The 24017-nt window shown below is 61.1% G+C and carries 22 protein-coding genes; 11 read left to right on the top strand and 11 right to left on the bottom strand.

Annotation, left to right across the window (positions count from 1 at the left end; all coding sequences use genetic code 11):
* The first annotated feature begins 117 nt into the window (after window positions 1-117).
* From OHL20_RS03270 to OHL20_RS03255, 4 genes are all read left to right on the top strand, one after another.
* A complete protein-coding gene (locus OHL20_RS03270) occupies window positions 118-288 on the top strand; it encodes a hypothetical protein (protein WP_263381784.1) in 171 nt (56 codons plus the stop codon).
* 12 nt (window positions 289-300) lie between these two features.
* On the top strand, window positions 301-936 hold the full coding sequence (locus OHL20_RS03265; RefSeq protein ID WP_263381783.1) for a hypothetical protein: 636 nt from the start codon (window positions 301-303) through the stop codon (window positions 934-936).
* Window positions 937-997: 61 nt separating this feature from the next.
* Complete coding sequence (locus OHL20_RS03260; protein WP_263381782.1) at window positions 998-2236, top strand: J domain-containing protein; 1239 nt, start codon at window positions 998-1000, stop codon at window positions 2234-2236.
* A 116-nt stretch (window positions 2237-2352) separates the two neighbouring features.
* On the top strand, window positions 2353-3141 hold the full coding sequence (locus tag OHL20_RS03255; protein ID WP_263381781.1) for a LolA-like protein: 789 nt from the start codon (window positions 2353-2355) through the stop codon (window positions 3139-3141).
* On the opposite strand, the gene OHL20_RS03250 is transcribed toward OHL20_RS03255, so the two are convergent.
* Window positions 3138-4139 carry an SDR family NAD(P)-dependent oxidoreductase gene (locus tag OHL20_RS03250; RefSeq protein WP_263381780.1) on the bottom strand — a complete coding sequence of 334 codons (1002 nt, stop codon included), beginning with the start codon at window positions 4137-4139 and terminating at the stop codon, window positions 3138-3140. The two genes, OHL20_RS03255 and OHL20_RS03250, sit on opposite strands and share 4 nt — an antisense overlap.
* Before the next feature lie 86 nt (window positions 4140-4225).
* Between OHL20_RS03250 and OHL20_RS03245 the strand changes: the two genes are divergently transcribed.
* The 3 genes from OHL20_RS03245 (at window position 4226) to OHL20_RS03235 (ending at window position 6453) form a co-directional block, all read left to right on the top strand.
* The gene (locus tag OHL20_RS03245) at window positions 4226-4399 is read left to right on the top strand and encodes a BrnT family toxin (protein ID WP_263381779.1); all 174 of its coding nucleotides are present in this window, start codon (window positions 4226-4228) and stop codon (window positions 4397-4399) included.
* Between the two features lie 365 nt (window positions 4400-4764).
* A complete protein-coding gene (locus OHL20_RS03240) occupies window positions 4765-5175 on the top strand; it encodes a MerR family transcriptional regulator (RefSeq protein WP_263381778.1) in 411 nt (136 codons plus the stop codon).
* A gap of 102 nt (window positions 5176-5277) precedes the next feature.
* A complete protein-coding gene (locus tag OHL20_RS03235; protein ID WP_263381777.1) occupies window positions 5278-6453 on the top strand; it encodes a glycosyltransferase in 1176 nt (391 codons plus the stop codon).
* Window positions 6454-6523: 70 nt separating this feature from the next.
* Here the strand turns inward: OHL20_RS03235 and OHL20_RS03230 are convergent, their stop codons facing one another.
* Complete coding sequence (locus OHL20_RS03230; RefSeq protein ID WP_263381776.1) at window positions 6524-8416, bottom strand: ArnT family glycosyltransferase; 1893 nt, start codon at window positions 8414-8416, stop codon at window positions 6524-6526.
* A gap of 63 nt (window positions 8417-8479) precedes the next feature.
* The gene (locus OHL20_RS03225; RefSeq protein WP_263381775.1) at window positions 8480-10630 is read right to left on the bottom strand and encodes an ArnT family glycosyltransferase; all 2151 of its coding nucleotides are present in this window, start codon (window positions 10628-10630) and stop codon (window positions 8480-8482) included.
* 127 nt (window positions 10631-10757) lie between these two features.
* On the opposite strand from OHL20_RS03225, the gene OHL20_RS03220 reads away from it, so the two are divergent.
* Window positions 10758-12326: a Ppx/GppA phosphatase family protein gene (locus OHL20_RS03220; protein WP_263381774.1), complete on the top strand. Its 1569-nt coding sequence runs from the start codon at window positions 10758-10760 to the stop codon at window positions 12324-12326.
* On the opposite strand, the gene OHL20_RS03215 is transcribed toward OHL20_RS03220, so the two are convergent.
* The 5 genes from OHL20_RS03215 to OHL20_RS03195 form a co-directional block, all read right to left on the bottom strand.
* On the bottom strand, window positions 12278-12811 hold the full coding sequence (locus OHL20_RS03215; RefSeq protein ID WP_263381773.1) for a SixA phosphatase family protein: 534 nt from the start codon (window positions 12809-12811) through the stop codon (window positions 12278-12280). The genes OHL20_RS03220 and OHL20_RS03215 overlap by 49 nt on opposite strands.
* A gap of 77 nt (window positions 12812-12888) precedes the next feature.
* Window positions 12889-13998: a hypothetical protein gene (locus OHL20_RS03210; RefSeq protein WP_263381772.1), complete on the bottom strand. Its 1110-nt coding sequence runs from the start codon at window positions 13996-13998 to the stop codon at window positions 12889-12891.
* Between the two features lie 52 nt (window positions 13999-14050).
* The gene (locus tag OHL20_RS03205) at window positions 14051-16084 is read right to left on the bottom strand and encodes a M1 family metallopeptidase (protein ID WP_263381771.1); all 2034 of its coding nucleotides are present in this window, start codon (window positions 16082-16084) and stop codon (window positions 14051-14053) included.
* 199 nt (window positions 16085-16283) lie between these two features.
* Window positions 16284-16925 (bottom strand): class I SAM-dependent methyltransferase, encoded by a 642-nt coding sequence (locus OHL20_RS03200; protein ID WP_263381770.1) that lies wholly within the window; start codon window positions 16923-16925, stop codon window positions 16284-16286.
* Between the two features lie 21 nt (window positions 16926-16946).
* Window positions 16947-17834: a hypothetical protein gene (locus tag OHL20_RS03195; RefSeq protein WP_263381769.1), complete on the bottom strand. Its 888-nt coding sequence runs from the start codon at window positions 17832-17834 to the stop codon at window positions 16947-16949.
* 116 nt (window positions 17835-17950) lie between these two features.
* On the opposite strand from OHL20_RS03195, the gene OHL20_RS03190 reads away from it, so the two are divergent.
* Window positions 17951-18412: a phage tail protein gene (locus OHL20_RS03190; protein WP_263381768.1), complete on the top strand. Its 462-nt coding sequence runs from the start codon at window positions 17951-17953 to the stop codon at window positions 18410-18412.
* Window positions 18413-18430: 18 nt separating this feature from the next.
* Here the strand turns inward: OHL20_RS03190 and OHL20_RS03185 are convergent, their stop codons facing one another.
* Complete coding sequence (locus OHL20_RS03185; protein ID WP_263381767.1) at window positions 18431-20221, bottom strand: glycoside hydrolase family 57 protein; 1791 nt, start codon at window positions 20219-20221, stop codon at window positions 18431-18433.
* 68 nt (window positions 20222-20289) lie between these two features.
* Window positions 20290-21384 (bottom strand): BON domain-containing protein, encoded by a 1095-nt coding sequence (locus OHL20_RS03180; RefSeq protein WP_263381766.1) that lies wholly within the window; start codon window positions 21382-21384, stop codon window positions 20290-20292.
* Between the two features lie 368 nt (window positions 21385-21752).
* On the opposite strand from OHL20_RS03180, the gene OHL20_RS03175 reads away from it, so the two are divergent.
* Together OHL20_RS03175 and OHL20_RS03170 are read left to right on the top strand one after the other, a co-directional pair.
* Window positions 21753-22175: a YtxH domain-containing protein gene (locus tag OHL20_RS03175; protein ID WP_263381765.1), complete on the top strand. Its 423-nt coding sequence runs from the start codon at window positions 21753-21755 to the stop codon at window positions 22173-22175.
* Between the two features lie 90 nt (window positions 22176-22265).
* On the top strand, window positions 22266-22823 hold the full coding sequence (locus tag OHL20_RS03170; RefSeq protein ID WP_263381764.1) for a hypothetical protein: 558 nt from the start codon (window positions 22266-22268) through the stop codon (window positions 22821-22823).
* Window positions 22824-22877: 54 nt separating this feature from the next.
* Here OHL20_RS03170 and mnmA read toward each other — a convergent pair whose 3' ends face one another.
* Window positions 22878-24008, bottom strand: a complete 1131-nt coding sequence (gene mnmA / locus OHL20_RS03165; protein WP_263381763.1) for a tRNA 2-thiouridine(34) synthase MnmA — start codon at window positions 24006-24008, stop codon at window positions 22878-22880.
* Between the last annotated feature and the right edge of the window lie 9 nt (window positions 24009-24017).

Raw genomic sequence — 24017 nt, 5'->3', positions numbered from 1 at the left:
GGACACGTAGAGCTGCCAAGAGGGTGCACAGCCGCAAGGTGGGGAAGCAAGCGAGCGGCGCGTCATGATCGTACTCCAAGCAACCTGGAACAAAAATCCGGCACGAGGAGCAGGACGATGACAGAGATGATCTGGCAGTGTGACCAAGTACGAGCCGGTCAGTTATATAACCGGTTGACGTTCGACACGAAGGAAGAAGCCCTTGAGTTCGTGCAGCGGATGCAGCAGATGGAGCCGGACCAGATGTTTTCGATTGAAGCAGTCGAGGCGCGGCAGGTCTGGAACTGAGTCGGCGATACGGTGTTCGTAAACTGGGATGCTGTGCAGGCTATATCGACGGCGGTGCTGGTACTGACGAGTGCTGGAGCGATTGGATATGCCGGGTTGCAATTACGGCATGAGCGAGCGTATCGGGCGGTCGACAATCTTGAAAAGCAGTTGAGCTTTTTCCTTTCCGAGCCGTTTGTTGCGGCGCGGCGACGGCTGGCTAAGGCGAGGCTTGGAGAAGACGCTTCAGGCGAGACTGGACTGTTGGCGTGGGATGTTGAGAATCCTCCGGTGAGTGTGTTTGAGGTTCTGGACTTCTATGAGCACCTGTCGCTGCTGGTGAAGAAGGGTCATCTCGATCTCTATGATGTGTGGCACACGTTCTATGAGTGGGCGCAGCCAGTGTATGTGGACATGCAGCGCTTGATCGAGGGCGAGGACAGCGCGTATATCGAGCACTATAGCGATTTGCAGCGGATGATGCGCCGAATGGACGAGATCCAACTGGCTAAGATGCATGATCAAAAGGCGAACCACTGGGCGTTGTGGACGCCCGAGCGGATATTGGAGCATTACCAGTACGAGATTGAGGCGGGTGGAAGGCCGCGACGATTGCGGCGGAAGAGCGAAACGACGGTTACGGCAACCCGATTGAAGAAAGATGCCTGATGATAGAAGCAGGCGATGACGACGGTGCCTTGGCTGGCGAGAGAAGAGAGAGCGACGAACAATGGCTACACAGACTAAGGACTACTACGGCACGCTGGGCGTCAAGAAGACGGCGACGTCGGATGAGATTCGCAAGGCCTTCCGCAAGCTGGCGCGGAAGTATCACCCGGATGTGAATCCGAACGATAAGAAGTCCGAGGAGAAGTTCAAGGAGATCTCCGAGGCAAATGACGTTCTGAGCGACGAGAAGAAGCGGAAGGTGTTCGACCAGTTCGGCTTCTACTCGGACAATCTGGATGCAGCGGCGGCAGAGGCTGCCGCGCGCGGTGGATATGGGGGTCCGCAGGCTCCGCCACGCGCCGGTGGACGCGGTGGTCAGGAGGTGCCGTTTGATTTTGGCGGCTTCGATTTTTCTGACTTTCAGGAGCGCGGTGCGGGTGGCCAGGGACCGCAGGCCGGCGGGTACGGTGGCGGTGGTTTCAAGGACATCTTCAGCAGCATGTTTGGCGGGCAGAAGGGTGCAGCGCAGGCTCGTGAGTCACGGCCCGGAACCGATCTTGAGTACCAGGTAAGTGTGGACTTCTGGACGGCGGTTCGCGGTGGTGTGGCGCGGCTTGAGATTCGGCGGCAGGAGACGTGCCCGACGTGCAAGGGCAAGTCGACGACGGGCGGGAGCATGGAGTGCCCGGAGTGCCATGGATCGGGACAGGTGACGCAGATGGGCGGGCGGATGAAGTTCAATATCCAGTGCCCACGGTGCGGCGGCAGCGGGCGCGTGCAGAATGCCTGCGGGACTTGTGATGGGGAAGGCGTGGTGACACGGACGGAGCCATTGGAGTTCCGGATCAAGGCCGGTACGCGGGACGGGCAGCGGATTCGGCTCGCCGGGAGAGGGAATGCGGGTGTGGGCGGCGGGGCTGCTGGCGACCTGTTCCTGATCATCAAGGCGGGGACGCATCCGGTGTTCCGGCGAAGTGGCGACGATATCCATGTAACGGTGCCGGTTACGATCTCGGAGGCGGCGCTGGGCGCAAAGATCGATGTGCCGACGATTGATTCGCAGGAGGCTGGCGGACGGACGCAGTTGAAGATTCCGCCAGGGACGCAGACAGGGCAGAAGTTGCGGCTGCGCGAGAAGGGTGTGAGTTCTGCCTCTCGTGAGGGGCTTCGCGGGGATGAGATTGTCGAGGTAAAGATTGTGGTGCCGAAGGTGCAGGATGAGCGCTCCAAGGAGATTTTGCGGGAGTTGGCGAAGCTGAATCCTGACGATCCGCGTGAGGGTTTGTTTGCGGAGTTGTAGCGAGGCGTATGGGTGAGTAAGATTGCTCACTTCGGGACGGAATTGTTGCAATTTCTACCGCTTGTTTGCAAAGGGTCGGCCTGGACGTGATGAGATAGGTGTTGTGGGGGTGGTCCATGCGTCGTCTCGTGAGAGTGGTGGTTCTCTTCGGCTTCGTAAGTGGCTGCGCGATTCGCCTTGTCGGCGAGGAGCTTTCAGCGAATGCGATTGTGGTCCAGATGATGGAGCGCAATCGGCTGCGGCAGGCGATGCTGCAACACTACGCCTCTGACCGGAGCTACCACCTGGAGTACAACGGGACCACGGGCGAGCATCACGCCGAGATGAAGGTTCATGTGGAGTACACGGCTCCGGGGCGCAAACTGCTTACGGTGGTGGGTGAGTCGGGATCGAAGGTGCTGTGTGCCCAGGTGCTGCGGAAGCTGGTTGAAGGCGAGCAGGAGACGGCGGACAAGCAGAACTGGCAGCGGGCGATGTTCTCGCCTGAGACGTATAACTTTCAATTACTCGGCAGAGAGACGCTCGACGGGATGAGTACGTGGGTGCTGCAAGTGGAGCCGAAGGTTGCGAGCAGGGTCGACTATCGGGGTAAGTTGTGGGTGAGTACGGATGACTTTGCGATGGTGCGGTTGCAGGCTGAGCCAGCGAAGAGTCCTTCGTGGCTGTTGAGTCATGCGAGCTTTGACTCCTGGTACATGCGGCGTGGCGAGGTGTGGCTGCCGGAGAAGAACGTGTCGACCACTCATGTGCGTATTGGCGGCGAGGCCAAGGTGACGATTGACTATGGGCTGTACCAGGTGCTGGCGACTTCGCCGGTAAGTGCGGCTTTTTCCAGTCCGGCGGAAGAGGTTCCAGTGCGGTCCCGAGCGACCAGCCAAGGTCGAGCGGGCAGCGTTCTTCACTAGAACTCGTTGGCTGTGGACTGTAGTTCGGTGGCCCAGAAGGGGCGTGAGATGTCGGGGCGGGGGTTCTCGGCGGCGGGCTCGGGCAGGAGGTATTGATTGACCATGCTGGCGGCCCACTGGGTCGTTTCGGGGGCGAGGCCGGCGATGCGGGCGGCGAGCCAGGCCTGCGGGGTGATGGTGATTTCGGCTCGGCCTGCGGCTACAGCGTTGACGATGCGGCGGGCGGCGTGGCTGACGGAGGCGGCAATCATGGGGGTCTTTGCAGCTAAATCGAACCAGTCTTTCTCCTGCTCAACCTGGCCGGTGAAGTGAGCATGGCTCTCGCCCCCGGTACGCATGAGACCGGGGCAGACGGTGGTGACGCGGATACCTTTGTGGCGGAGTTCGGCGTGCAGGCCCTCTGAGAAGCCGACGAGGGCGAACTTGCTGGCTACATAAGGGAGCAGGTGGGGCACGGCGAATTTGCCGCCGATGCTGGCGATGTTGACGATGGCTCCGGCGCGGCGGGCGAGCATGGAGGGCATGGCGGCGTAGGTGGTGTAGAGGGCGGCGAAGAAGTTGGTCGCCATGGCCCGCTCGTAGGCGTCGAGGGACTGGTTCTCGACGGGCCCAACCTCGATGATGCCGGCGTTGTTGACGAGGATGTCGATGTGGCCAAAGGTATGGAGAGCGGCGTCGATGAGGCCACTGGCCTGGGATTCGTCGGTGAGATCGGCGGAGACGAGGAGGATGTCGTCCTCGTGGAGGACTGCTTTGCGGGCGAGGAGATTCTCTCGGGCCTGCTCAAGTTCGTCGTCGTTGCGCGAGGAGAGGACGAGTTTGGCGCCTGCGCGGCCGAAGCGTTCTGCCAAAGCGAAGCCCAGTCCGCGAGAGCCACCCGTGATGACGACTACCTGACCGCGTTTGAGCTGCCGGGGGAGCAGAGCGTAGGCTGCAGCGGAGGCGATGACGCCGGTGAGGATCTGGGCGGTGTAAAAGGCGGCAGTTGTCTTCTTCATGGCTGATGATGTGATGCAGAGCGGATGGACCATGTCGCGTTATAGTTTCGCCACGCCTGTAGACTGAGGAAAGAGGATGCTGGACTATGCGGGAACAGCGAAGCCACCTCCATCTGCTGCAGGGAATGTACTTCGAGTGGGACCGCAAGAAGGCTATCGCGAACAAACAGAAGCATGGCGTGGCCTTTGAAGAGGCTGCAACTGTTTTCAAGGACGAGGATGCTAAAGTTTATAGCGATCCAGACCATTCTGATGATTAGGCTAGATTTTTGCTTGTTGGGACATCAGTCCGTAAGCGACTATTGATTGTTGCGTCCGTCGAACGTGGCGAAGGGGTCAGACTAATCAGTGCGCGGCCAGTTACGCGGGGTGAAAGACAGGACTATGAAGAAGAAAAAGGTTGAGCCGGACGAAATGCGGGCGGAATACAGCTTGGCGGGCGGAGTAAGGAACCCGTACGCTGCTCGATTTGAACGCGGAACTAATCTAGTCCTGATCGAACCGGAGCTGTTTACGGCTTTCCGGGCGCAACTAAAGTGAACGATGCCATGCGGCTACTCTTGAAGGCCGGAGCACAAGCGGTCAAAGGCGAAGCCCAGCGACAGTCAAAAGCAGGCTAGGATCTATGGCGACGAAGCGGAAAAGTCGGGGAGCGTACATGATCTCGGCGGTGGCGGAGATGTACGAGATTCATCCGCAGACGCTGCGCCTCTATGAGCGGGAGGGGCTGCTGCGGCCTTCGCGGAGCGACGGCAACACACGGCTGTATACGGACGAGGATCTGGAGCGGTTGGAGTTCATCCTGAACCTGGCGCGGGACCTGGGCGTAAATATCGCGGGAATCGCGATTGTGCTGCAGATGCGCGAGCGAATGGAAGAGATGAATCGACAGATGCAGGGGTTTGTCGACTATGTGCGGACGGAGATGTTGTCGCGCATGCAGCAGCAGGATCCGCCTGCTGGACTGGTGCCGATGCGCCGTCCAATGATCGTTCCAGTAAAGATTGCGGTGAAGGCGGCGAAGAAGAAGGTGTAGCGAGGCGCTGGCTACTCAAGGGTTCGCATATGCACTAAACTGGGGTGTGCGGGACGCTGCGTCTTTCAAGCGTACGTGCGCGTAATTTCGGTAAGGATTCAGATGCATCTGCTGCTTCGCATTGTGTTGTCTCTCGGACTGTTTGGAACGGTTACCTCGAGCATTTACTGTCTGATGGTGATTGCGGCCGCAGTCCGGTTCGGTCTCCGAAAACGGCGTGACGAGCGCGCCGAAGCGACCTTTCTGCCTCCGCTGAGTGTGTTGAAGCCGCTGCACGGGACGGAACCTGGGATGGAGAGAAATCTCGAGACGTTCTTTGAGCAGGACTATCCGGAGTTTGAACTGCTCTTTTGTGCACGGCAGGAGAGCGACGAGGGGCTGCAACTGGCGCGGCGGGTGGGTGCGCGCTATCCACATGTGGACGCTCACTACATGACCTGTGGCGAACCGATGCCGAAGTTCCACAATGCGAAGGTGTACTCGCTGGAGAAGCTGGATTCGGCGGCGAAACATGAGTTGTATATCACCAGCGATGCAGACGTTCGGGTGAAGCCGGACTATCTGCGACGCATGGTGCAGAATCTGAAAGACCCGCATATCGGGCTGGCTTCGTGCGTGTATCTGGGGACGACTACGGGTGGGCTTGCTCCGCAGCTGGATGCAGTCGGTAAGAGCGTCGAGATGACCTCGGGTGTGTTGGTCGCGGACATGCTGGAGGGAACGAAGTTTGCGCTGGGCGCGACGATGGCGGTGCGGAAGAAGTCGTTCTACGACGTCGGCGGATTTGGCGAGCTTGGGCAGTTTTATGCAGACGATTTCGTGCTCGGGAACCGGTTGTCGAAGCAGGGAACAGGTGTGCTGCTGGCGACCCATGTGATCCGGTTGATGGTGCAGGATTCGCCGTTCTGGCTGTCGTTTCGCAACCAGTTGCGCTGGATGCAGAGCACGCGGCGGTCGAGACCCTGGGGACATTTTGGGAGTGGACTTACGTTTGCCATGCCGTTTGGACTGCTCGGGCTGGCTTGGGGGCTGGCGAGTGGACATGCGCTGCTGGGGCTTGCCTGGATTGGGCTGGCCATGGTGAATCGGTGGCTGCAGGCGGGTACGATTCTGCGGGTTATGGGCGATGATGGGTGGCTCTACGGCGCGCTGATCTATCCATTGCGTGATTTGCTAGGGAGCGCGTTGTGGCTGGGTAGTTATGGTGGGGATCACTTCTACTATCGCGGGAAGATCTATCGTCTGAAGGGCGGCGGGCAGGTCGAGGCGATGGAGTAGGGAAGATTAGCTGCCAAAGCGCCCTGACGCCGGGCGCCACGGCGTGAGGTTTAGCGCTTCGCGTACGACACTAGCGATTGGTGAGGATGGTCTTGCCGCCGCTGGCTGCGAGGCTGTGGACTGCGCCGTAGGGGGTCAGGTCGTTGGTGCGGGTGGTGGTGTTATAGGTCAAGAGAAAGATGCGTTGCGGGCTGGCCCAGAGTGCGTGGAGCGACGCCTCATCTTCGAAGACTTTCGGGGCGTCAGGCCAGAAGCTCCCATACCAGAGCGTGTTGACACGGCCGTTGAGCAGGTGGACCTGCTGCCGGGTGTAAAAGGGCAGGGTGGAGCCGGAGGTGTACTCGCCGTCGAGGACGATGAGGTCGCCGGGCTGGCGGACGTGGTCGATCGCGATGGCCAGATCTTTTGAGCCGAGGGCGGGGTAGAAGCGGGCGAGACCCTCGTGGACACAGGTGAGCGTGAGGACCATGGCTGCGGCGAGCGTCAGGTTTGCGGCGTAGGGACGGCCGGAGCGGCGAAGGAGATAGCTGCCGAGGCCGATGGCGACCATGCTAAGGGCGACGCCGGAGAGTGGGGCGCGGAAGAGGCCCATGGCTGCGCCGGTGAGATCGAAGATGTGGCCGAGGGAGAGATTGTAAAGGTCGGGGTTGCCGGCGAGCAGGGTCGCGATATCGGTGCCGGGAGCGGGGCGGGGAGCGGTGACGGCGAAGTATCCGCAGATTGCGGCGATGAGTGTGGTGAGGGGGACGAGGAGCCAGAGACTCCAGCGGAGGGCGCTGCTGCGGGCGCGGTTGGAGATCTCGGAGGGGCTGGCTTCGGCGCGGGCGAGGAGGCCTCCGGCCATCAGGGCCAGTGCGGGGATGGCGGGTAAGGAGTAGTACTCCTGGCGGCTCGAGAAGCTGAAGAAGGCGACGACGAGGCCAGCCCAGAGGGTGAGGCTCAGGGCGGCTTCGCGCTGGCGGAGGGTGACCGGGTAGCGATGGCCGAGATTGCGGATGTGCTCGCTGAGGGCTCCGGGGAGGAAGGTGGTCCACGGGATCATCCAGATGGCCAGGTAGAGCCAGAAGAGCCAGACGGGGGTGTTGCCGTAGTCGTGCGGGATGCGCTTGCCGAGGAAGCGGGCGAAGTGCTCGTTGTAGAGATAGAACCAGGCCCACCCACCGGTTGCCGGAAGGCCGATTCCGGCAGGCAGAGGAATGGCTGGATTTCTGAGGGCGGCGAGGATGTGCCATGGGGCGGCGATCACGAGAAAGACCGCGGTGCTGGCGAGCAGGTGGAGGCGGGCGAGGAGACGGAGTTGGCTCGTGACGACGAGATAGAGGAGGACGAAGCCGATGGGGAAGACCAGGCCGATGAGGCCTTTTGTGAGGAGATTGAGGGCGAGGACGGCGGCGAAGGCGAGGCAGGGGAGGAGCGCAGAAACCCGAGTGCGGATGCGGTCGAGCGCTATGAGGAAGAGATGGACGCCGAGGGTCATCCAGAGGGCGATGAGGATGTCGGGGATATAGAAGCGGGTGTAGAGATAGGGGCCGATGGCGGTGGCGACGGCGAGTGCGGAGTAGAGGCCGCCGCGCTCGCTAAAGAGGCGTTTGCCGAGGGCGTAGACCGCGTAGAAGAGCATCAGGACGGAGAGGGCGAGGGGCAGGCGGGCGGCCCAGTCGTGCTCGCCGAAGAGGTGCATCGAACCGGCGGCCATCCAGTACATAAGGGGTGGCTTATCGAAGAAACGGATGCCGTTCACGAAAGGGGTGACGTAGTCGTGGCGGTGGAGCATCTCGCGGGCGATCTCGATGTAGATGGAGTCGACGTCGTCGAGGAGGCCGGGCGAGAAGAGTCCGCCAAACTGCAGGAGGAGCCAAGCCGAGGTAATGATCGCGATCGAACGCAGGCTCCAAGAGTTGGAGCGTACGTGGGTGCTGCCTTCTGAGAGCAGGACTTGATCGTTCTGTCGTGCAGGTGACAAAAGGTCTAGCATTTATGAGGAGTGAAGCCTAACACGTCACGGTGTGATTGTACTCATCCGCCGTCAACGGGGTAGATGCAGGGCTGGAAAAACGGAACGGATGTGGACGGAATCAACAGGCGGCTGCCGATCGAGTGGGCGATCGGTGACGAGCGCTTTGCCAGAGGTCTCCTCGAGCAGTACCTGGCGGGAGCCGAGCAACTTGTCGACGTCGTCGCGCTTTTCCAGTGGGACGAAGAGGATCTTGCGCTCGCCTGTGCCCCACCCGGCGAGAAGGTCGGCGTCGGTGAGAAAGATGTGCGGGGCGTCGGGGAAGGTCGAGCCGAAGAGCATGGAGGTGGAGCGGCCTTCGACCAGTTCGACGTCTTCGCCGAGGTAGAAGGGGATGGAGGAGCCGTAGGCCTGGTCGCCGTAGAGCAGGACTTCGTTGTCGCGTGAGATGACGCGGTCGTCTTCGAGCTCCTGAATCTTCTCGGCTAGATCCTGCGAGGAGAGCATGGGCTCAAAGCGGACGAGGGCGATGTGAGCGGCGATGAGGAAGAGACCGCTGGTGAGAGCGATGGTGGTGGTCGCGGCGAGATGGCGACGCTGCTGGCGTAGGAGCCAGGCGATGGCTGGTCCGAAGGCGAAGGCTATGGCGGCCAGGGTAGCGGGGAGTCTTAGAGCCGCGAAGGACGGGCCGGTGAGGTCGAAGAGGTGGGACATCGAGAGGGTGTAGTCGCCTACGCCGCGATGGGCTAGCAGATCGCCGATGTCGGGGACGAAGGCTTCCTTACGCGACGTCCAGAGGCCGTAGGCGAGTGCGACGAAGATAGCGATGCCGAGGATGGTGAAGGCTGCGTGGGCTACGGTGATCCAACGACGGGAGGCCTTGTCGATGGAGAAGGTAGTCTCCGAGCGGACGACGGCGTGCATGAGGAGCATCAGGAGCGGGAGGTAGGCAGGAAAGGTGTAGTACTCCTGATTGGTCGACAGGGAGAAGAAGACGAGGATCAGGCCCGAATAGACGGCGAGCAGGAGAGTGGTTCGTTGGGCGTAGGTCTCGATGTGGAGTAGAGCGGTGCCCGGTTCGAGACGCTGGCGACGGCGGAGTTCGATGAGAAGAATGACGAGGCCGGCGGCGGCTACGACGAGGAGATAGGGAGCATGGAAGAGGTTGCGGAGGAGTATGCCGAGGATGGCTACACCGTAGGCCGTCCAGACTGGCCAGTTCTCGAAGATGGGGGTGCTGGCGCGGCGGTGGGCTATGAAGGCTTTGATCGACTGGTCGCAGAGGGAGGGTAGGAAGAGCGCCCAGGGGAAGAGCCATACGAGGTGGAGGCTCCAGAAGAGATAGCCGGGGAGCTTGTTGTAGTCCATCGGGATGCGCTTACCGAGGAAACGCAGGACGTGTTCGTTGATGAAGTAGAACCAGAAGAAGCCGTGGCCGTTCATGCCGCCGGTGTTGCGGAGACCGGCGAGGATGTGCCAGGGGGCGGTGATGGCGAGGAAGAGCAGGAGGCCGGTGAAGGGACGGAGGGCGCGCCACTTGCGGTAGTCGCCGCTGAGGACGAGATAGATGGCGCCTGCTCCGAAGAAGAAGACGAGGGCTACAAGGCCCTTGGTCAGGACGGCGAGGGCTAGGGCAGCCCACATGGCGTACGCAGATCTGGTGTTGGATCGGCTGAGTGCTTCGAGGAGGCAGTAGAGGGAGATACAGAGGAGGAGTGAGAGCAGGACTTCGGGGATGAAGATCCGGGTGAAGAGGAAGACGCCTGCCGCAGTGAGGACTGCGATACCGGTGTAGAAGGCGGTTCTGGCTCCGAAGGCCTTGTTAGCCCAGGCGTAGCCGAGTATGGCAAGGAGCAGGACGCCGATGCCCTGTGGGAGGTGGGCGGCAAAGGTGTTGAAGCCGAAGATGCGGAAGCTGATCGCTACGAGCCAGTAGGGGAGCGGCGCTTTTTCGAGATAGCGGATACTGTTTACGTGTAGCGTGACCCAGTCGCCGGTAAGGGCTATGTGACGTGCGGCGTTGGCGTGGGTGGCGTCGGCATCGTCGAGCAGCGGCGGGGCGAAGAGGGCGGCGAAGAAGAGAATCAGCCACAACCCGGCAAGGATGGCCAGTGCGGTGGATTGTCGCGGGGCACCTGCATGAAACTTCGAGGAGTCGGGGTTGGATGGATCGGTCCGAAGGCTGGAAGCTGCCGTCTGGACTATGGGGTGTTGAAGAAGCATCGGCTGGCGGTTTACCTCGAATTTACTGGTGTTGGATGCGGCAGCACAGGGATTTGATCTAGACCCTGTATCGTTTGCAAGGGACGCTTTTCAATTCAGAGTTTCTGCCCTTGGGAGAGTTTAGACGATGCCCACCTTTGCCGCGATCGATATCGGCTCGAACTCCTGCCGACTGAAGATTGCCTCGTTGCAGATGCACCGCTTGAAGACGCTGCATGAAGACCGTGAGGTGACACGGCTGGGGGAGAGCGTCTTCCAGACAGGCGTGATTTCGCCTGAGGCCATGGCTTCCACGATCGGGGCGCTGAAGCGATTCCACAAAGCGGCGCAGCTCCATGTAGTTGACAAGGTGCGGGTTGTCGCGACGAGCGCGATGCGGGATGCGCGCAATGCGGCGGCATTCCGGGAGTGGGTGAAGTCGGCTACAGGCTGGAACGTCGAAGTGATCTCGGGGCTGGAAGAGGGTCGGCTGATCCACCTGGGTGTGGTGACGCATGAGGTGGGGGCGCGCGGGAAGTGCATGTTGATCGATCTCGGCGGCGGAAGCTGCGAGGTGACGATATCGGACGGTGGGCTGGTGAAGCAGATGGTGAGTCTGCCGCTGGGAGCGGTGCGGCTGCAGCAGGAGTTTCTGCAGAACGATCCGCCTACAAAGGAAGACATCGCCCGGTTGAAGCAATATATCGAGCGGGAGCTGCGGCGTGGCGAGAGGCGACTTGGCGTTCAGCACCGGATTGGGCTGGTAATCGCGACATCGGGAACGGCGGCGGCACTGGCGGAGGCGAGTGCAGCTCTTCCGGCGAAGGGTGGTGCGCTGAAGAAGACGGCGACCAAGAGGGCTACGCGGAAGGTAGGTACGCTGGCGGCGCCGACGGTTGATATTCGGAGGCTGGCGGACCGGCTGGTAAAGATGGACAACGCGCATCGGGCGGCTGTGCCAGGAATCGGGCCGCGACGCTCAGAGATCATTATTGGCGGCGCGCAGGTGTATGCGAGCCTGCTGGAGCGGATGGGCCTGCAGGGATTTCGCTACTCTTCGCTGGGACTGCGCGACGGGATGCTGGCGCAGATGCTGGGAGAGGTCGATCTGCGGGCCTCGGTCCACAAGAAGATTGAGGACGAGCGGTGGGCTGCGGTGCTCGAGGTGTGCCGACGGTATGGGATCGACCAGAAGAAGGCGGAGCCGGTGCGGCAGCATGTCGTCGAACTGTTCGACGCACTGGCCCGGGTGCATGAGCTGCCGGCGGAGTATCGGCTTTGGCTGGAGTGCGCGGCGATGATGCAGGATGCCGGTAAGTTCATGAATCATCAGGGGCATCATCGCCACACGCAGTACATCATTGCCAACTCGGAGATCTTTGGTTTTTCGCCGGAGCAGCGGCTGCTGGTGAGTGCGGTGGCGCGGTTTATGGGGAAGAGTCGGCCTGAGGCAGCGGATCGCGTGATGCGGACGATCCCCGTAGAGGAGCACCAGAATGTAACTCGGGCAGTGGTGCTGCTGCGACTGGCACAGGCGTTAAATCAGGATCGGGCCAGCGCCGTGGTGAAGATGCGGACGCTGGTGTATCCGAAGCGCGTGGTGCTGCAACTGGTGCCGGGACGTGGCGGGGCGGAGTTAGAAGCGTGGTCGCTGAAGAAGGAGGCGGCTTACTTCTTGGCTGTCTTCCGGCGAGAGGTTTTGGTCGAAGTGGCGTAAAGAGCGCGGATGACGCGTGGGTCCATCAGGCCCTGGAGGCTTGCGGGGCCGCGAGTGAGGTTTAGCCGGGCTATCGATCCCTTGCGAAGTCGGATCTGCGCTGGAGTCTGGTTTGCGGGAACAACGAGCGCACCAAGGAAGCCCTGCAGATTGGGGTTATGGCCGACGAGGAGGACGTTCTCGCGATTGCGGAACTCCTGCAGGAGCTTGAGGAAGTCGGGCAGCTTGGCGTCCGGTGCCAGACCGGCAGAGAGCATGACTGGCGCTTCGTAGCCGGTCTCCGTGCCGACGAGGGTTGCGGTTTGCAGGCTGCGCTTGAGAGGGCTGGAGACGATGAGGTCGAAGTTGATCTTCAGGGCGTTCAGGACGTGGGCGAGCTGGAGGCAGTGGCGCTTGCCATCTTTGTCCAGGGGACGCTTTACGTCTAAAAGTGGGTTGGCGCGGCGGGTGCCAGCGCTGGCGTGGCGAAGAATAAATAAATTCATATAACTGTAACAATTATAAGTCGTTTTCATTACGGAGTGGTCTGACAACTGCGTAATCATTCGGACCTGCACCGATCCTAAAGTTCGCTGGGATCGGGATCAACCGGCTCGGGAGTGGAGCCTGGATTGTGATGGTAGATGGCAGGATCGGGTTCGGGGAGAGAGGGAGTGCTGGGCTCTGGCTGAGGGATTGGGTCGGTGACGTGTGCGTGGGTGAAGGGTATTGGGGCTGCGCTGATGGTGGAGACGGGAGCGGGTTCGTTAGGCACAAAGGTGGCGCGCGTGCGGCCTATGGGAGCTTCGAGGATGGGGTAGTCAAGGCTGAGGGTGGTTTCGGCTCCGCGTTGCCAGAAGCGGGTGAGCAGCATGAGGAAGAGTCCAGCCTGGGTGATGAGGAAGGTGGGCCAGACGCGCGGCTGGGCGAGCGAATGGATGCTGAAGCGGGCGGCGAGGCCCATGGCTCCAAAGCCTAGGAAAGAGAGGAAGAGGAAGGTCAGGTAGGAGCGGCCGAAGTTCCTGCGGAGAGCACGGAGTGCGGGCAGGAGGGTTTTGCGGACGCGGCGGTCGGGCTTGCCGCTGGCAAGGAGTTGGAGGCCCAGTTGGACGGTGTAGACCTCGACGAGATCGAAGTAGAGCCGGAGGATGGCTGCGACCAGAGCGATGGCGACGAGGGCAAGGAGTTCATAGATCACTCCGGGACGGCCGACGATGTGGTCGTCGACGTAGGCGCTGTAGCGGGAATAGATCGCGAAGAGCGGACCGAGGATGAGGGCCATGACGAGGCCAGCGAGGACGGTGATCCGGACGAAGCGCCAGAAGTGCATGAGACCGGCTTGAAGGATGGTCGACAGGCGGGCGGGAATGCCAGTCTGGTAGCAGAGCAGGGTGCCGGGAACGATGAGGAAGTAGGTGGCGAGGTACAGGAGAATGGACACGCCGGAGTTAGGGCTGAGTCCTGTGCCTTCATTGAGCTTAAAGCTCAGAAGGATCATGGTGCCAAGGTCGAAGCCGTGGCGCAGGGGCTCTGCGGCGAGCGAGGTGTCGGTGATCTTGCCGATGCTTCCGGCGATGTGCGCGACGGTCAGGGCGGAGAAGACGAAGTTGAAGAGGAAGGCCCAGAGGAGAGCCGGGAGGCGGCGCAGGGTGAGACCAAGACCGTGGAAGAGGAGGCTGCGATTTTCATTCATAACGTTGAAGGCCTCTTGAGTTGGTGCAGATGTTCTTGTGACAAACGAATTCCTAAACCAGCCAGGTGATGAGCTGTTCGGCAAACTGCTGCGCGGCGAGGAGGAGGTTCGCCAGCTTGAGATGAACGGTGGAGTTGGCTCGCTCGGTGATGCTGTTGTTGAAGGGGTCTTTGTCGAGCAGGACGAGGTGGTCAGGGTCGATCTCGGCGGAGACGACTTTGGAGTTGCGGGTGTAGGTGAGTCGCTTCCACTCGTCGACGCCGTTCCAGGTGTCGCGAAGGCGTGTGCCATCCTCGAAGACGACTTCAACGGTGACGGGCAGGATGAAGTCACCCTTGCGGCGCAGGCTGACTGTGGTGATGTACTGGGTGCTCTTGCTGTCCTTCGGCGCGGGGAGCCACCACTGGACGGGATCGGAGCTGATGGAGTCGACACGGTAGTCGAGGACCTGGGTTCCGTAGACGGCCTGATTGAGGAAGGGGCGCAGGCTGGAGTTGACGGGTGGGGCGGCGGCGTAGTCGGTCGAGAAGGGAACGGTGCTGGCGAAGGGACTTGGGGGTGCATCGCCGATGGCTTTGCCGTGAGCGATGGCTACTTGCTCGATGGTGCGGAGGAAGTCTTCGGTGACGGGATGGGTGAAGCGGTATTTCATGAAGTAGGTGCGCATAGCGTCGTCCATCACGTCCGTGCCGACGATGCCTTCGAGGGTGGTAAGGAGGGTCGCGGTTTTGCCGTACGTGACGCCGCTGTAGGAGCCGGAGTTGCGGAACTGCCAGGCGTGGCGGGTGACGGGGTCCGAATCTGGTGCGGAGAGGTATGTGACGCGCTGAAGGGTGGAATCCCCAGCATTGGCCCACGATTTGTTGAGGAAGGAGGTGTTTTTGCCAAGGATGGCGCTCAAGACTTTCACTTCGGTGTAGGAGTTGATGCCTTCGTCCAGCCAGGCGTCCTCAAACTCATTGGTGGCAACCATGCCGTACCAATACTGGTGGCCGAACTCATGCTCGGCGGTTAGCTCGGTGACGTGGGTGGGGTCGAACCAGGAGGTGTCGCCAGTAAAGAGGGTGGGGTACTCCATGCCGCCGATCTGAGAGTCGGGTTCGGGGTCGATGACCGTGAGGACTTTGTACGGGTAGGGGCCATAGCGATGGTCGAATTCTGCGAGCGATTGCTGCATGATCTTCAGGTAGCGCTGGCCGGCTTCGGGGTGAGCAGCGAGGGCGAGGACGTGAATCTGGACGGGACCGAGGGATGAGAGAAAGATGCCGTCGGTGACCTGAAAGTGCGGGCTGGCGGCCCAGGCGAAATCACCGATGTCTTCGCCGTAGAAGCTGAGAGTCTTCGTGCCGTTTTGATTGACGATCTCGCCGGTGGGTACGCCGGTGGCTCCGAGGACGTAGTTACGGGGGAGAGTGAGGTGGACGGTGAAGGTGCCGAAGTCTGAGAAGAACTCGGTAGTGGCGTGGTACTGGTGGCAGTTCCAAGCACCGTGCCAGAAGACACCGACCTTGGGGAACCACTGGCCGCCCATGAGGAAGTCTCGCTTGTAGCCGTTGCGGGCGATGGAGACGGGAAACTTGTCGTGGAAGGCGATGTGGAAGGTGATGGAGTCGTTTGGCGCGAGAGGATGCGGCAGCGTGAACTCGGCTACGGTGCGATCGGCGGCGTTGTGGTCGTCGGGCGCCAGAAAGCGCTGGGTCGGGGTGAGGTCGCCGTAGCCTTCAGCGTCGATGTGGGCGATGGCGATGCTGCCCATCTTCTCAGGGGGATAGTCGTTGTCTTTCTCGTTGTCACGAATGCCGCCGGTGTAGTGAGTCTCGGTGGTGAAGGAGGACTGGGGCTGGAAGCCGTTGAGATAGAGATGGAACGGGAAGGTCGTGAGTGGCTGGCCGGTGAGGTTCTTGTAGGTAAGGGTTTCGGTGGCGTCGACCTCCTTCTTGCCGGTGTCGATCTTCGCGTCTATGTTGTAGGCGACGACGCGGGTCGAGAGGGGCGTGGGGGAGTTGGTGGCGATGCTGCCTTGGGCAAAGGCGAGAGGGGGCGCGAGAAGGAGCAGGGTGGCTGCTGAGAGGTAGGTTCGCGGCATGATGAATTGTACTTGGGCAGAGAGAGGCATAACGCAGCTCAGTGCGGATGACACCGATTTACTTGCAATCCCGTCTGAGAGGCTCACCACGGGTGAGCGCGGAAGAGCACGGATGAAGGCTCGCGGCTGTAGGACAGAAGGCAGCTGAGGCACAGGAATTGATGTCTGGTTCGATCGGTGTCATCCGCACTGATCGGTGCTAAGTTCTTTCCCAAAGCTCCGTGGTGAGCAGGCCGAAGAGGCTCAGATGTTGGTGCGTTCGCTGGAAGCCTGCTTGCTGCAGCGGCGCTTCGTGGTCGGGGAGGTGGGTAGTGCGCAGACCGGTCAGGAGGCGGAAGGCGAAGTAGAGGATTCTGATGTAGAGGCGGCCCGGGAGGTTGAGAAGGCCGGTGGGGATGCGGAAGTCGGAGTGGAGCCAGAGGGTTCCCGAGGCCAGGTGCGAAGACAGTTTGGCGATGAGGGTTTCGAGTTCGGTCTGGGTAAGGCAGTCAAGGAAGAAGTGGGTGGTGATCAGGTCTGTTTTCCTGGAGACTGCGTGTTCCAGGGCGCTGTGATTGTGTGTGTGGAGGCGATGGGTAGCGCTGTGAACGGTCGTTTCGCAGCGTTGGCGGAGAAGCTGAAGCATGGTGGCGCTGGTGTCTACCGCGTCGGCGTGTATGCCGAGATTTGTCTTGAGGAGTTGGGCGAGGAAGCGACCGTCTCCATCGCCGAGTACCAGGGCTTGTTTTCGGTCGAGCAGGTGTGAAAGGAAGTGGGTTCGGGTGCGCTGAAGGATGGGGCCAAGGGTGAGGTATTCGAGGTAACGGTAGAGCCGGGCTATGTGGTTGAAGTTGGCGGGCATAGCTTGTGTGGATAGTAGCCGCTACCTGAAAAGGAACAGGATAGGAGTTAGGAGAGCCAGGTCGGCGGCGGCTCGGAGCGTGGTAGAAGGAACGGCGTGGCGGTAGTAATGGAGAACCAGGAGGACGATTGTTGCCAGCGTTGTGGCGGCAGGGATCTGCCAAGGGGTTTGGAGATCGAAAAGAGTCACGATTGCGGACGCGATGAGGAGAGTGAGCGCTATCGGCACGAGGTAGCGAAGGGCAAGCCGGGTGGCGGGGTGGGTATCGGACGAGGTGGGGTTGGGGTGCTCCCACTTGTAGATAAAGAGGCAGTTGAGGCTGCAGAGCGCGGCAAAGAGGACGGCCGGAGGGAGGAGTTGGAGGCGGAGGGCAGGTTCGCGGGCGATCGTTGGGATGAAAGTGGCAGCGGCGAAGAAGAGTCCGACGGCCAACTCCTTGGGGAGCCTGTGGGCGCTGCGCGTGGCGTGGATGAGGATGAAGTAGCCAGTGAGGAAGCTGGCCTCGATAAGGTACAGGCGGACAGCTTCGGTGGCGAGGGTTGGGAGCAGGACAGCGAGGATCAGGGTAGCTACGGCGATGCCGACGGAGAACGCTCGACGGTGATGCTGGTGGAAGTGATGGCGGGCTTCGAGGGACTGCGGAATGGAGGAACGGGTGTCGAGGAGGCGGTCGGCGGCATAAAGGAGCCAGACGGCGGTGGCCATGGCGGCGATGGCGGTGGCAGGAAGGTGGACGCGATTGGTGCGGGCGAGAAACCAGGTCCAAAGAGCAGCTACGGTGGGGGCATCGAGCGAGAGGAGATGCCATAGGGCCAGCGGGTTGAGACGCGCACGGCGATGGGGAGTCGGAAGCAGGTGGGGTCTGCGATGGGCGAGTGTGGGTGAGGTGGCCACGAGGAGTGTATTCATGAGATGCGCAAACCGGGATGGCTCGTCCTGATGTTCGGACTGCAGAAGATTCTTTTGACCCAACAGGTGGCAGGAGCTAGACTTCGGCGATTAGAAATTTATGCCAGGGAGATGCCATGCTGGTTACAGGTCCGTTCGAGAATCGCAACTTTCGCGTGAAATGGGATGGGAAGTATGTTTCGGGAATATCGAAGGTTACCGGGCTGCAGTGGAGTACGCAGGTGGTGTTGGAGCGAGACGGCGGGTCCCCTATCGAGCAAAGCGGGCCGGGACGCTCGACGTTAGCGCAGCTTGGGTTGGAACGCGGCGTAACGACCGATCCGACCTTTGAGAACTGGGCGCAGGCGGTGATGGGAACCAGTGTGAAGCTTGTCGGAGTGCTGAAGGATCTTGTGATTGAGATCTATGATCCTGCCGGGGCGCTGGCCGTCGCGTACAACGTGTACCGGTGCTGGCCTGCTTCCTATGAAGCGCTTTCAGTGCTCGATGCTGAAGGTAGCGCCTATGTGGTGGAGCGGCTTGTTCTGGAGTACTCAAGCTTTCAGCGGGACCAAAGCATTCCGGCACCTGGGGTCTAGGCGACGGAGCTTTCGTATCTACATCGTGGTTTCAGCAGCGTTGTTATGGGCTCCGCTGGCCCAGAAGCCGGGGTCAATGTCGGGAAAGATTCCGTCGCGGGTGTGGATCTCGGCAAGGCGCTTTTCCTGCTCCTCATTGATGCTGCCGGTTGCCTCGTAGGTCTGCCAGATCGCCTTCAGGTCGTTGAACTGGTCGTTGTGGGTGAGGAAACGCAGCTCGGCGTAGTCGCGTGCGGCACCTGTGGTAATCAGGAACTGCCAGTCGGAGGACTCAAGGAGGAGGAGTTCGCGGCAGAGTTGCTGGACGATGCGGGTTGCGAGGGGTGAGGTACGCCAGGTGGTGGCAGTGCAGACATCGCGGATGTAGCGCTCGGCCGGATAGATGTGGGCATACGTCCAGGAGGTCTCTGGATTCATCCAGACCTGGTTGGCGCCCTCGGCTCCCCAGGAGCCCTCGTGCATGGTGATGAAGCCGGCGCGGGGGTACTGGTCGAGGTAGTCTACGGAGCTGATGAGCGCGATACCTGTGGGGTGATCGTGTAGCTCGCGGGCTACGGCTTCGAGCCACTGCGGGCCTTCGAACCACCAGTGGCCGAAGAGTTCAGCATCGAAGGGGGCGCAAAGAATCGGGGGGACGTCGTCGTTCAGACCGGGCTTGATGGCCTCGCAGACGAGATTGACGAAGTGCTTGGCATGGGCGGCGATGCGGGCGTCCGCCTCCTGAGCATAGTAGGGCTGCTTGTCGCCCATGTCGACAGGGTGGCCGGTAACGCGCCAGTAGCGATGACCACCCGGCCAACGCTTTTTGTGGAAGTCGAGGTAGTTTGCGTCGCCGGGGTAGCCGGTTTCGCCGGACCAGACTTGAAGGCCGGTTTTAGGATCGCGGGGAAAGATGGTGGTGGCGTACTGCTTGTTAAGTTCTCCACCGTATGAGCCTTCAACGTAATAGGGCTGGTAGAGGCTGCGGTGCTCGCCAGAGAGCGTATGGAGGGTGGGCGTCTCGTAGCGGAGCTTGCCGTTCGACAGCAGCTTGCCGCTGCGGAGCTGATAGGGGGAGGGGGCTCGCTGGGACTCTTCGACGAGGTGGGTATCGACATAGAAGAACTCAAGACCGGACTCGGAGAGAGCCTGTTCTACGCCGATGCGGTCGATCGGGGGTTGGGGCTCGGTGGTGCCGTTGTCGAGGACAGGCTGGGTCCACGAGCCTGCGGGGCGGTAGCCGCACTCGGGGCTCCAGATGCCGCGGGGATGACTGCCAATGTGGCGGCGGTGCGTCTGGACGGCGGTACGGATCTGAGCGCGGACGCTCTCGTCGGTGCCTAGCAGTGGGAGGTAGCCGTGGGTGGCGGCGCAGGTGATGATGTCGATCAGGCCGACTTCGTTGAAGTGACGAAATCCACCGATGATGTCCTGATTGAGGCCATTAAAATGCTCGAGAGCCTGGGTGAAGAAACGAAACCAGAAGCGGGCGGTCTCGGCGTAATGGGCCTCGCCGGACTGGGTGAAGAATGCCTCGTCCTCGCGTGCGGCGACGATTTTGCGGCCGAGATACTTAGGGAATTCCGCCAGGAAGACGGGGTGCGCCAACTGCTCGAGCAGGATGGGCGAGAGGTTGAGGTTGCAGTGGAGCGCCATGCCGTCCCGCTCAAGGTTGGCGAGTACTCGGAGAAGCGGGAGATAGGTCTCGGCGGCAGCCTCGTGGAGCCATTCCATGCCATGGGGCCAGGTGCCGTGATTGACGACATAAGGAAGATGCGCGTGCAGGGTGAGCGTGAGAAACCCTGTCGGACGGCGTTCTGGCTGCGTCACTATTGAGACCTCGAACTTTGGTGGGAGTTGGAAGCGAAAACAGTTCCAACTGCAGGTTACCTAAGAACTTAGTTGCTGTCGTGGTGCTGAAGGTTGGCGTCGCCTTCCGTAGTCGCCGTGGAGGCTCGAACATCGAGAGGGTTGGCGAGGCGGAAGCGAATGAGAGTTTCGGAGGGAATCTGAACCTGCTGGCCGCGGGTTACGCCCTGGGCGCCCGCTCCTAGGCCACCACCGGCGAGACCGCCGATTGCGGCACCTTTGCCACCGCCGAAGATGCCGCCGAGAATAGCGCCTACTGCTGCGCCACCGCCTACTTTCTCGGCAGTATTTTTGCCGCGACCCTCAGCAGCTTTGGTAAAGGGGTCGGTAGTGACGGGGAGGCGGTCGCCGCGACGATTGATGCTGACGAGGGAGATGGTGAGGAGAGCAGCACCCTTGAAGTGGGCAGCTTCGTGGACCTCGTCGACCTTACCGCTGACCGTCGTGCCGGCAGGGAAGGCTACGAGGCCGTCGATGACGACGTCACTGGCGATCGTTCCGGAAAAAGGGTCGCCCGGTTGGGTGGAGGCGCTATCAAGTGTCTGGGTAATGCGGATGGGTAGCGTGGTGCCGGACGGAATCGTAACGTTGCGGAAGGCGGGTGGAGGGGGCGGCGTAGGGCGATGTTCCAGGGGAGGCGCGATCGGCTGCTGCGCCTGCTGCTCTGGGAGCGGACGGCGCTCGATAGGGGCTGGCGGCGGATTGTAGGCCTGCTGTGGATGCTTGATCGGCGCCTCAACCCGGGCGGAGGGTTTGGTGGGCCGGGTGACGGGCGGCGGCGCAGGTGCAGAGGTCGGGGCGGCGACAGGTGGCGGGGGTATCGGCTGCGTGAGTTGTGCTGCCTGCACTGTGAGTTGATTCGTGACCGACTTGATACCGGGAACCTGACCTGCGTCGCTGGCTGCGAGCGCTTTCGCTGCTTCGCTGCTGACGGATCCCTGGAGGGTGGCGACACCTCCCTGCACAAAGGTCTGGATGGGTTCGGTGGCGATCGCGGTGTCGCCTGTCAGCTTGGCCTGAAGCGCTGTGTTGAGCGCGGTGTCGTCGGGCAGGGGGCTCGATTTGCAGCCGGAGAGTGCCAGTGCCAGGACGAGAGCGGCGGTTGCGGATGTCTTCAGGTGCATGGGTCTCTTTCTTTTCGTGCTTGAGACTGCAGGATACTTGTTTCTTTGGTTAAGACTCCAAAAAGGTGAGTTGGGTTCAGGATTGTTTGGGACGGGTGCAAGCGGATCGGCGAAGTGCGGATGGCCGGCTTTGCTCAGGACAGCAGGCTCTGCAGGCGTGAGAAGTACTATGGATGAAGGGTCTGGCGCAACCTAATGGGAGGGTCGGGCATCCACCAAAGGGAGACATTCTCTTGATTTTCCCTCAGGCTGGAAAGTGCGGTCTGGCAATCGGGTGTCCCGGGAGAGCGTTGTTATAAAACGACGTTCGCGTACAGTAGAGACCGGGATCTCATACAACAATCTTTGAAGCTGAACAGGAGAGTGACATGGCCGAAAGCGAAAGCAGCATCAGCGGGTTTGGATGGTTTCTGGCAGGTCTGGGCGTAGGTGCCCTTGTTGGCGTTCTGTATGCACCAAAGTCGGGCGCAGAGACGCGGAACGACATAGCTGCGGGCGCTTCAGAAGCGCGTGACAAGGCTAATGTCCTGGCTCAACAGGGTAAAGAACGCGCGGCCGATCTTGCCGCACAGGCACAGGCGCACGCCCAGGCGTTGACCGAGCAGGGCAAGCAGCAAGTGGGCGAGTACGTCGATAAGGGTAAGGAGTATTACGAGAAGGGCCGAAGCCAGTTCAACGAGTATGTTGAAAAGGGTAAGGGAATCGTGCAGGAGCAGCAGGATAAGGTCGCCGCAGCGATTGACGCCGGCAAGGATGCTTACACGACGACCACGTCTGATTCGCACTCCTAATTTGTGATGGTTTGGATGTCGGGGGCGCGCTTGAGAGAGCCGCCCCCTTGCGGTGTCGAGAGTTAAGTCGGAACAAAGAGGGTGGCGGCGATGTTAGCAATGGGTGGAATGACGTTGGGGATGTGGATTGATGATCCAGGTGCGCTGTCTTCGGGGAACTCGCGCCTATTGATGTTCTTCGTGGGTCTAGTAGCCTTCTGCATGCTGATTCAGGCGATTGTGGTGGTGGTTTTCGCTCTCGGCGCGATGAAGATGAATAAGCGACTCATTGTGATCGCTGAAGAGTTTCATAAGCGCGCTATACCCATCATCACCAGCACGGAGTCGCTGATGGCGGAGATGACGCCGAAGATCCGCGTGATTACAGAGAATCTTACAGAGACCAGCCACATCGTGCGGGCGAAGGCGCAGCAGTTCGACGCCACGCTGACGGACGTGAATGACAAGACCAAAGCGCAGGTGTCTCGCGTCGATAACCTTGTAACTACCACCCTCATGCGGACGGCTGCGCTGGCCGATACGATTCACGATGGAATTCGTATACCGGTGAAGCAGGTTGCGGGGATTGTGAGTGGGTTCAAGGCTGGGATGGAAGTGCTGATGAGCCGGGCCAAAGGCTTCGGTGGGTATCGTGGGCCAGATGTGTAAAGAGATCTTTGTTTTGCTGGGGCGCGGCTTCGGCTGCGCCCTAATTATTTGCGGCTAGATGATCCAGCCGCCTCCGACTACCTCGTCATCCTGATAGAAGACTGCGGATTGGCCGGGGGTGATGGCACGTTGTGGCTCGTCAAAGATGGCGAGGACCGTCTCCGGGCCGGTGCTGCTTAGCGTGGCCATGGCCGGGGTGTGTCGGTGGCGTATCTTGATGCTGACGCGGATTGTTTCGTCGCCGGACAGGCCGGCAATCGAGATCCAGTTGAGGCGGTCGGCGTTGAGCTCGCGGGTCATCAGATCGGCGTCGCTGCCCACGGTGACCTGATGCGAGTCCGGGTGGATCTTGAGGACATAGAGGGGGTCTGGGCTGGTGAGGCCGAGGCCTTTGCGCTGACCGACGGTGAAGCTATGGATGCCTCCGTGATGGCCCATAACTTCGCCGGAGGTGGAGACAAGTTCGCCCGAGGAGTCGGGAAGCGGCTCGCCTTGCTCGTCGAGGTAGGCCTTGAGGAAGGCGCTGTAATCGCCGCCAGGAATGAAGCAGATCTCCTGCGAGTCGGGCTTCGTGGCCACGTTGAGCCCGGCTTCGGAGGCCATGATGCGGACGGCTGGCTTCTGCATCTCGCCAAGGGGAAAGAGGGTGCGGGAGAGCTGATCCTGGGTGAGACCGAACAGAAAATAGGTTTGGTCTTTCGAGTGGTCGGCGGGGCGGGAGAGAATCCAGCGGCCGCGGGTTTCGTCATAGTGATTACGGGCGTAGTGCCCGGTGGCGATCTTGTCGGCGCCGATCTGCTGGGCGGTGGTGAGGAGTTGGTCGAACTTGAGGTGGTTGTTGCAGAGGGTGCAGGGGATTGGGGTTCGGCCGGCGAGATATTCGCTGACGAAGGGCTTGACCACCTCAGCCTCAAAGCGGGCCTGCTGGTTGACGAGATAGTAGGGAATGTCGAGTTGCTCGGCTACGCGTCGGGCGTCGTAAACGTCGTCGATAGAGCAGCAGCGGCCTTGGACCGATTCGGGCATGCCTTCGTGACCGGCGAGACGGCGCTGATTCCAAAGCTGGAGGGTGAGGCCGACGAGGGTGTGGCCCTGGGCGCGAAGGAGTGCGGCGACGGCAGAGGAGTCAACTCCTCCGGACATGGCTACGGCGATGGTCTCAGGTGCGGCTGCGAGTGCGGGCATACGGCTGTC

The organism is Granulicella arctica (genome assembly GCF_025685605.1).
Classification (GTDB): Bacteria; Acidobacteriota; Terriglobia; order Terriglobales; family Acidobacteriaceae; genus Edaphobacter; species Edaphobacter arcticus.
Note: the sequence above shows the minus strand (reverse complement) of the source record. Positions and strands in the feature narration are given on the sequence as shown.

Coding starts and splice junctions, on each gene's coding strand:
- OHL20_RS03190 (WP_263381768.1), top strand. CDS start 17,951: ATGCTGGTTACAGGTCCGTTCGAGAATCGCAACTTTCGCGTGAAATGG.
- OHL20_RS03220 (WP_263381774.1), top strand. CDS start 10,758: ATGCCCACCTTTGCCGCGATCGATATCGGCTCGAACTCCTGCCGACTG.
- OHL20_RS03250 (WP_263381780.1), bottom strand. CDS start 4,139: ATGAAGAAGACAACTGCCGCCTTTTACACCGCCCAGATCCTCACCGGC.
- OHL20_RS03210 (WP_263381772.1), bottom strand. CDS start 13,998: ATGAATGAAAATCGCAGCCTCCTCTTCCACGGTCTTGGTCTCACCCTG.
- OHL20_RS03225 (WP_263381775.1), bottom strand. CDS start 10,630: ATGCTTCTTCAACACCCCATAGTCCAGACGGCAGCTTCCAGCCTTCGG.
- OHL20_RS03215 (WP_263381773.1), bottom strand. CDS start 12,811: ATGAATTTATTTATTCTTCGCCACGCCAGCGCTGGCACCCGCCGCGCC.
- OHL20_RS03235 (WP_263381777.1), top strand. CDS start 5,278: ATGCATCTGCTGCTTCGCATTGTGTTGTCTCTCGGACTGTTTGGAACG.
- OHL20_RS03200 (WP_263381770.1), bottom strand. CDS start 16,925: ATGCCCGCCAACTTCAACCACATAGCCCGGCTCTACCGTTACCTCGAA.
- OHL20_RS03195 (WP_263381769.1), bottom strand. CDS start 17,834: ATGAATACACTCCTCGTGGCCACCTCACCCACACTCGCCCATCGCAGA.
- OHL20_RS03205 (WP_263381771.1), bottom strand. CDS start 16,084: ATGCCGCGAACCTACCTCTCAGCAGCCACCCTGCTCCTTCTCGCGCCC.
- OHL20_RS03170 (WP_263381764.1), top strand. CDS start 22,266: ATGTTAGCAATGGGTGGAATGACGTTGGGGATGTGGATTGATGATCCA.
- OHL20_RS03245 (WP_263381779.1), top strand. CDS start 4,226: ATGCGGGAACAGCGAAGCCACCTCCATCTGCTGCAGGGAATGTACTTC.
- OHL20_RS03260 (WP_263381782.1), top strand. CDS start 998: ATGGCTACACAGACTAAGGACTACTACGGCACGCTGGGCGTCAAGAAG.
- OHL20_RS03255 (WP_263381781.1), top strand. CDS start 2,353: ATGCGTCGTCTCGTGAGAGTGGTGGTTCTCTTCGGCTTCGTAAGTGGC.
- OHL20_RS03270 (WP_263381784.1), top strand. CDS start 118: ATGACAGAGATGATCTGGCAGTGTGACCAAGTACGAGCCGGTCAGTTA.
- OHL20_RS03180 (WP_263381766.1), bottom strand. CDS start 21,384: ATGCACCTGAAGACATCCGCAACCGCCGCTCTCGTCCTGGCACTGGCA.
- mnmA (WP_263381763.1), bottom strand. CDS start 24,008: ATGCCCGCACTCGCAGCCGCACCTGAGACCATCGCCGTAGCCATGTCC.
- OHL20_RS03175 (WP_263381765.1), top strand. CDS start 21,753: ATGGCCGAAAGCGAAAGCAGCATCAGCGGGTTTGGATGGTTTCTGGCA.
- OHL20_RS03240 (WP_263381778.1), top strand. CDS start 4,765: ATGGCGACGAAGCGGAAAAGTCGGGGAGCGTACATGATCTCGGCGGTG.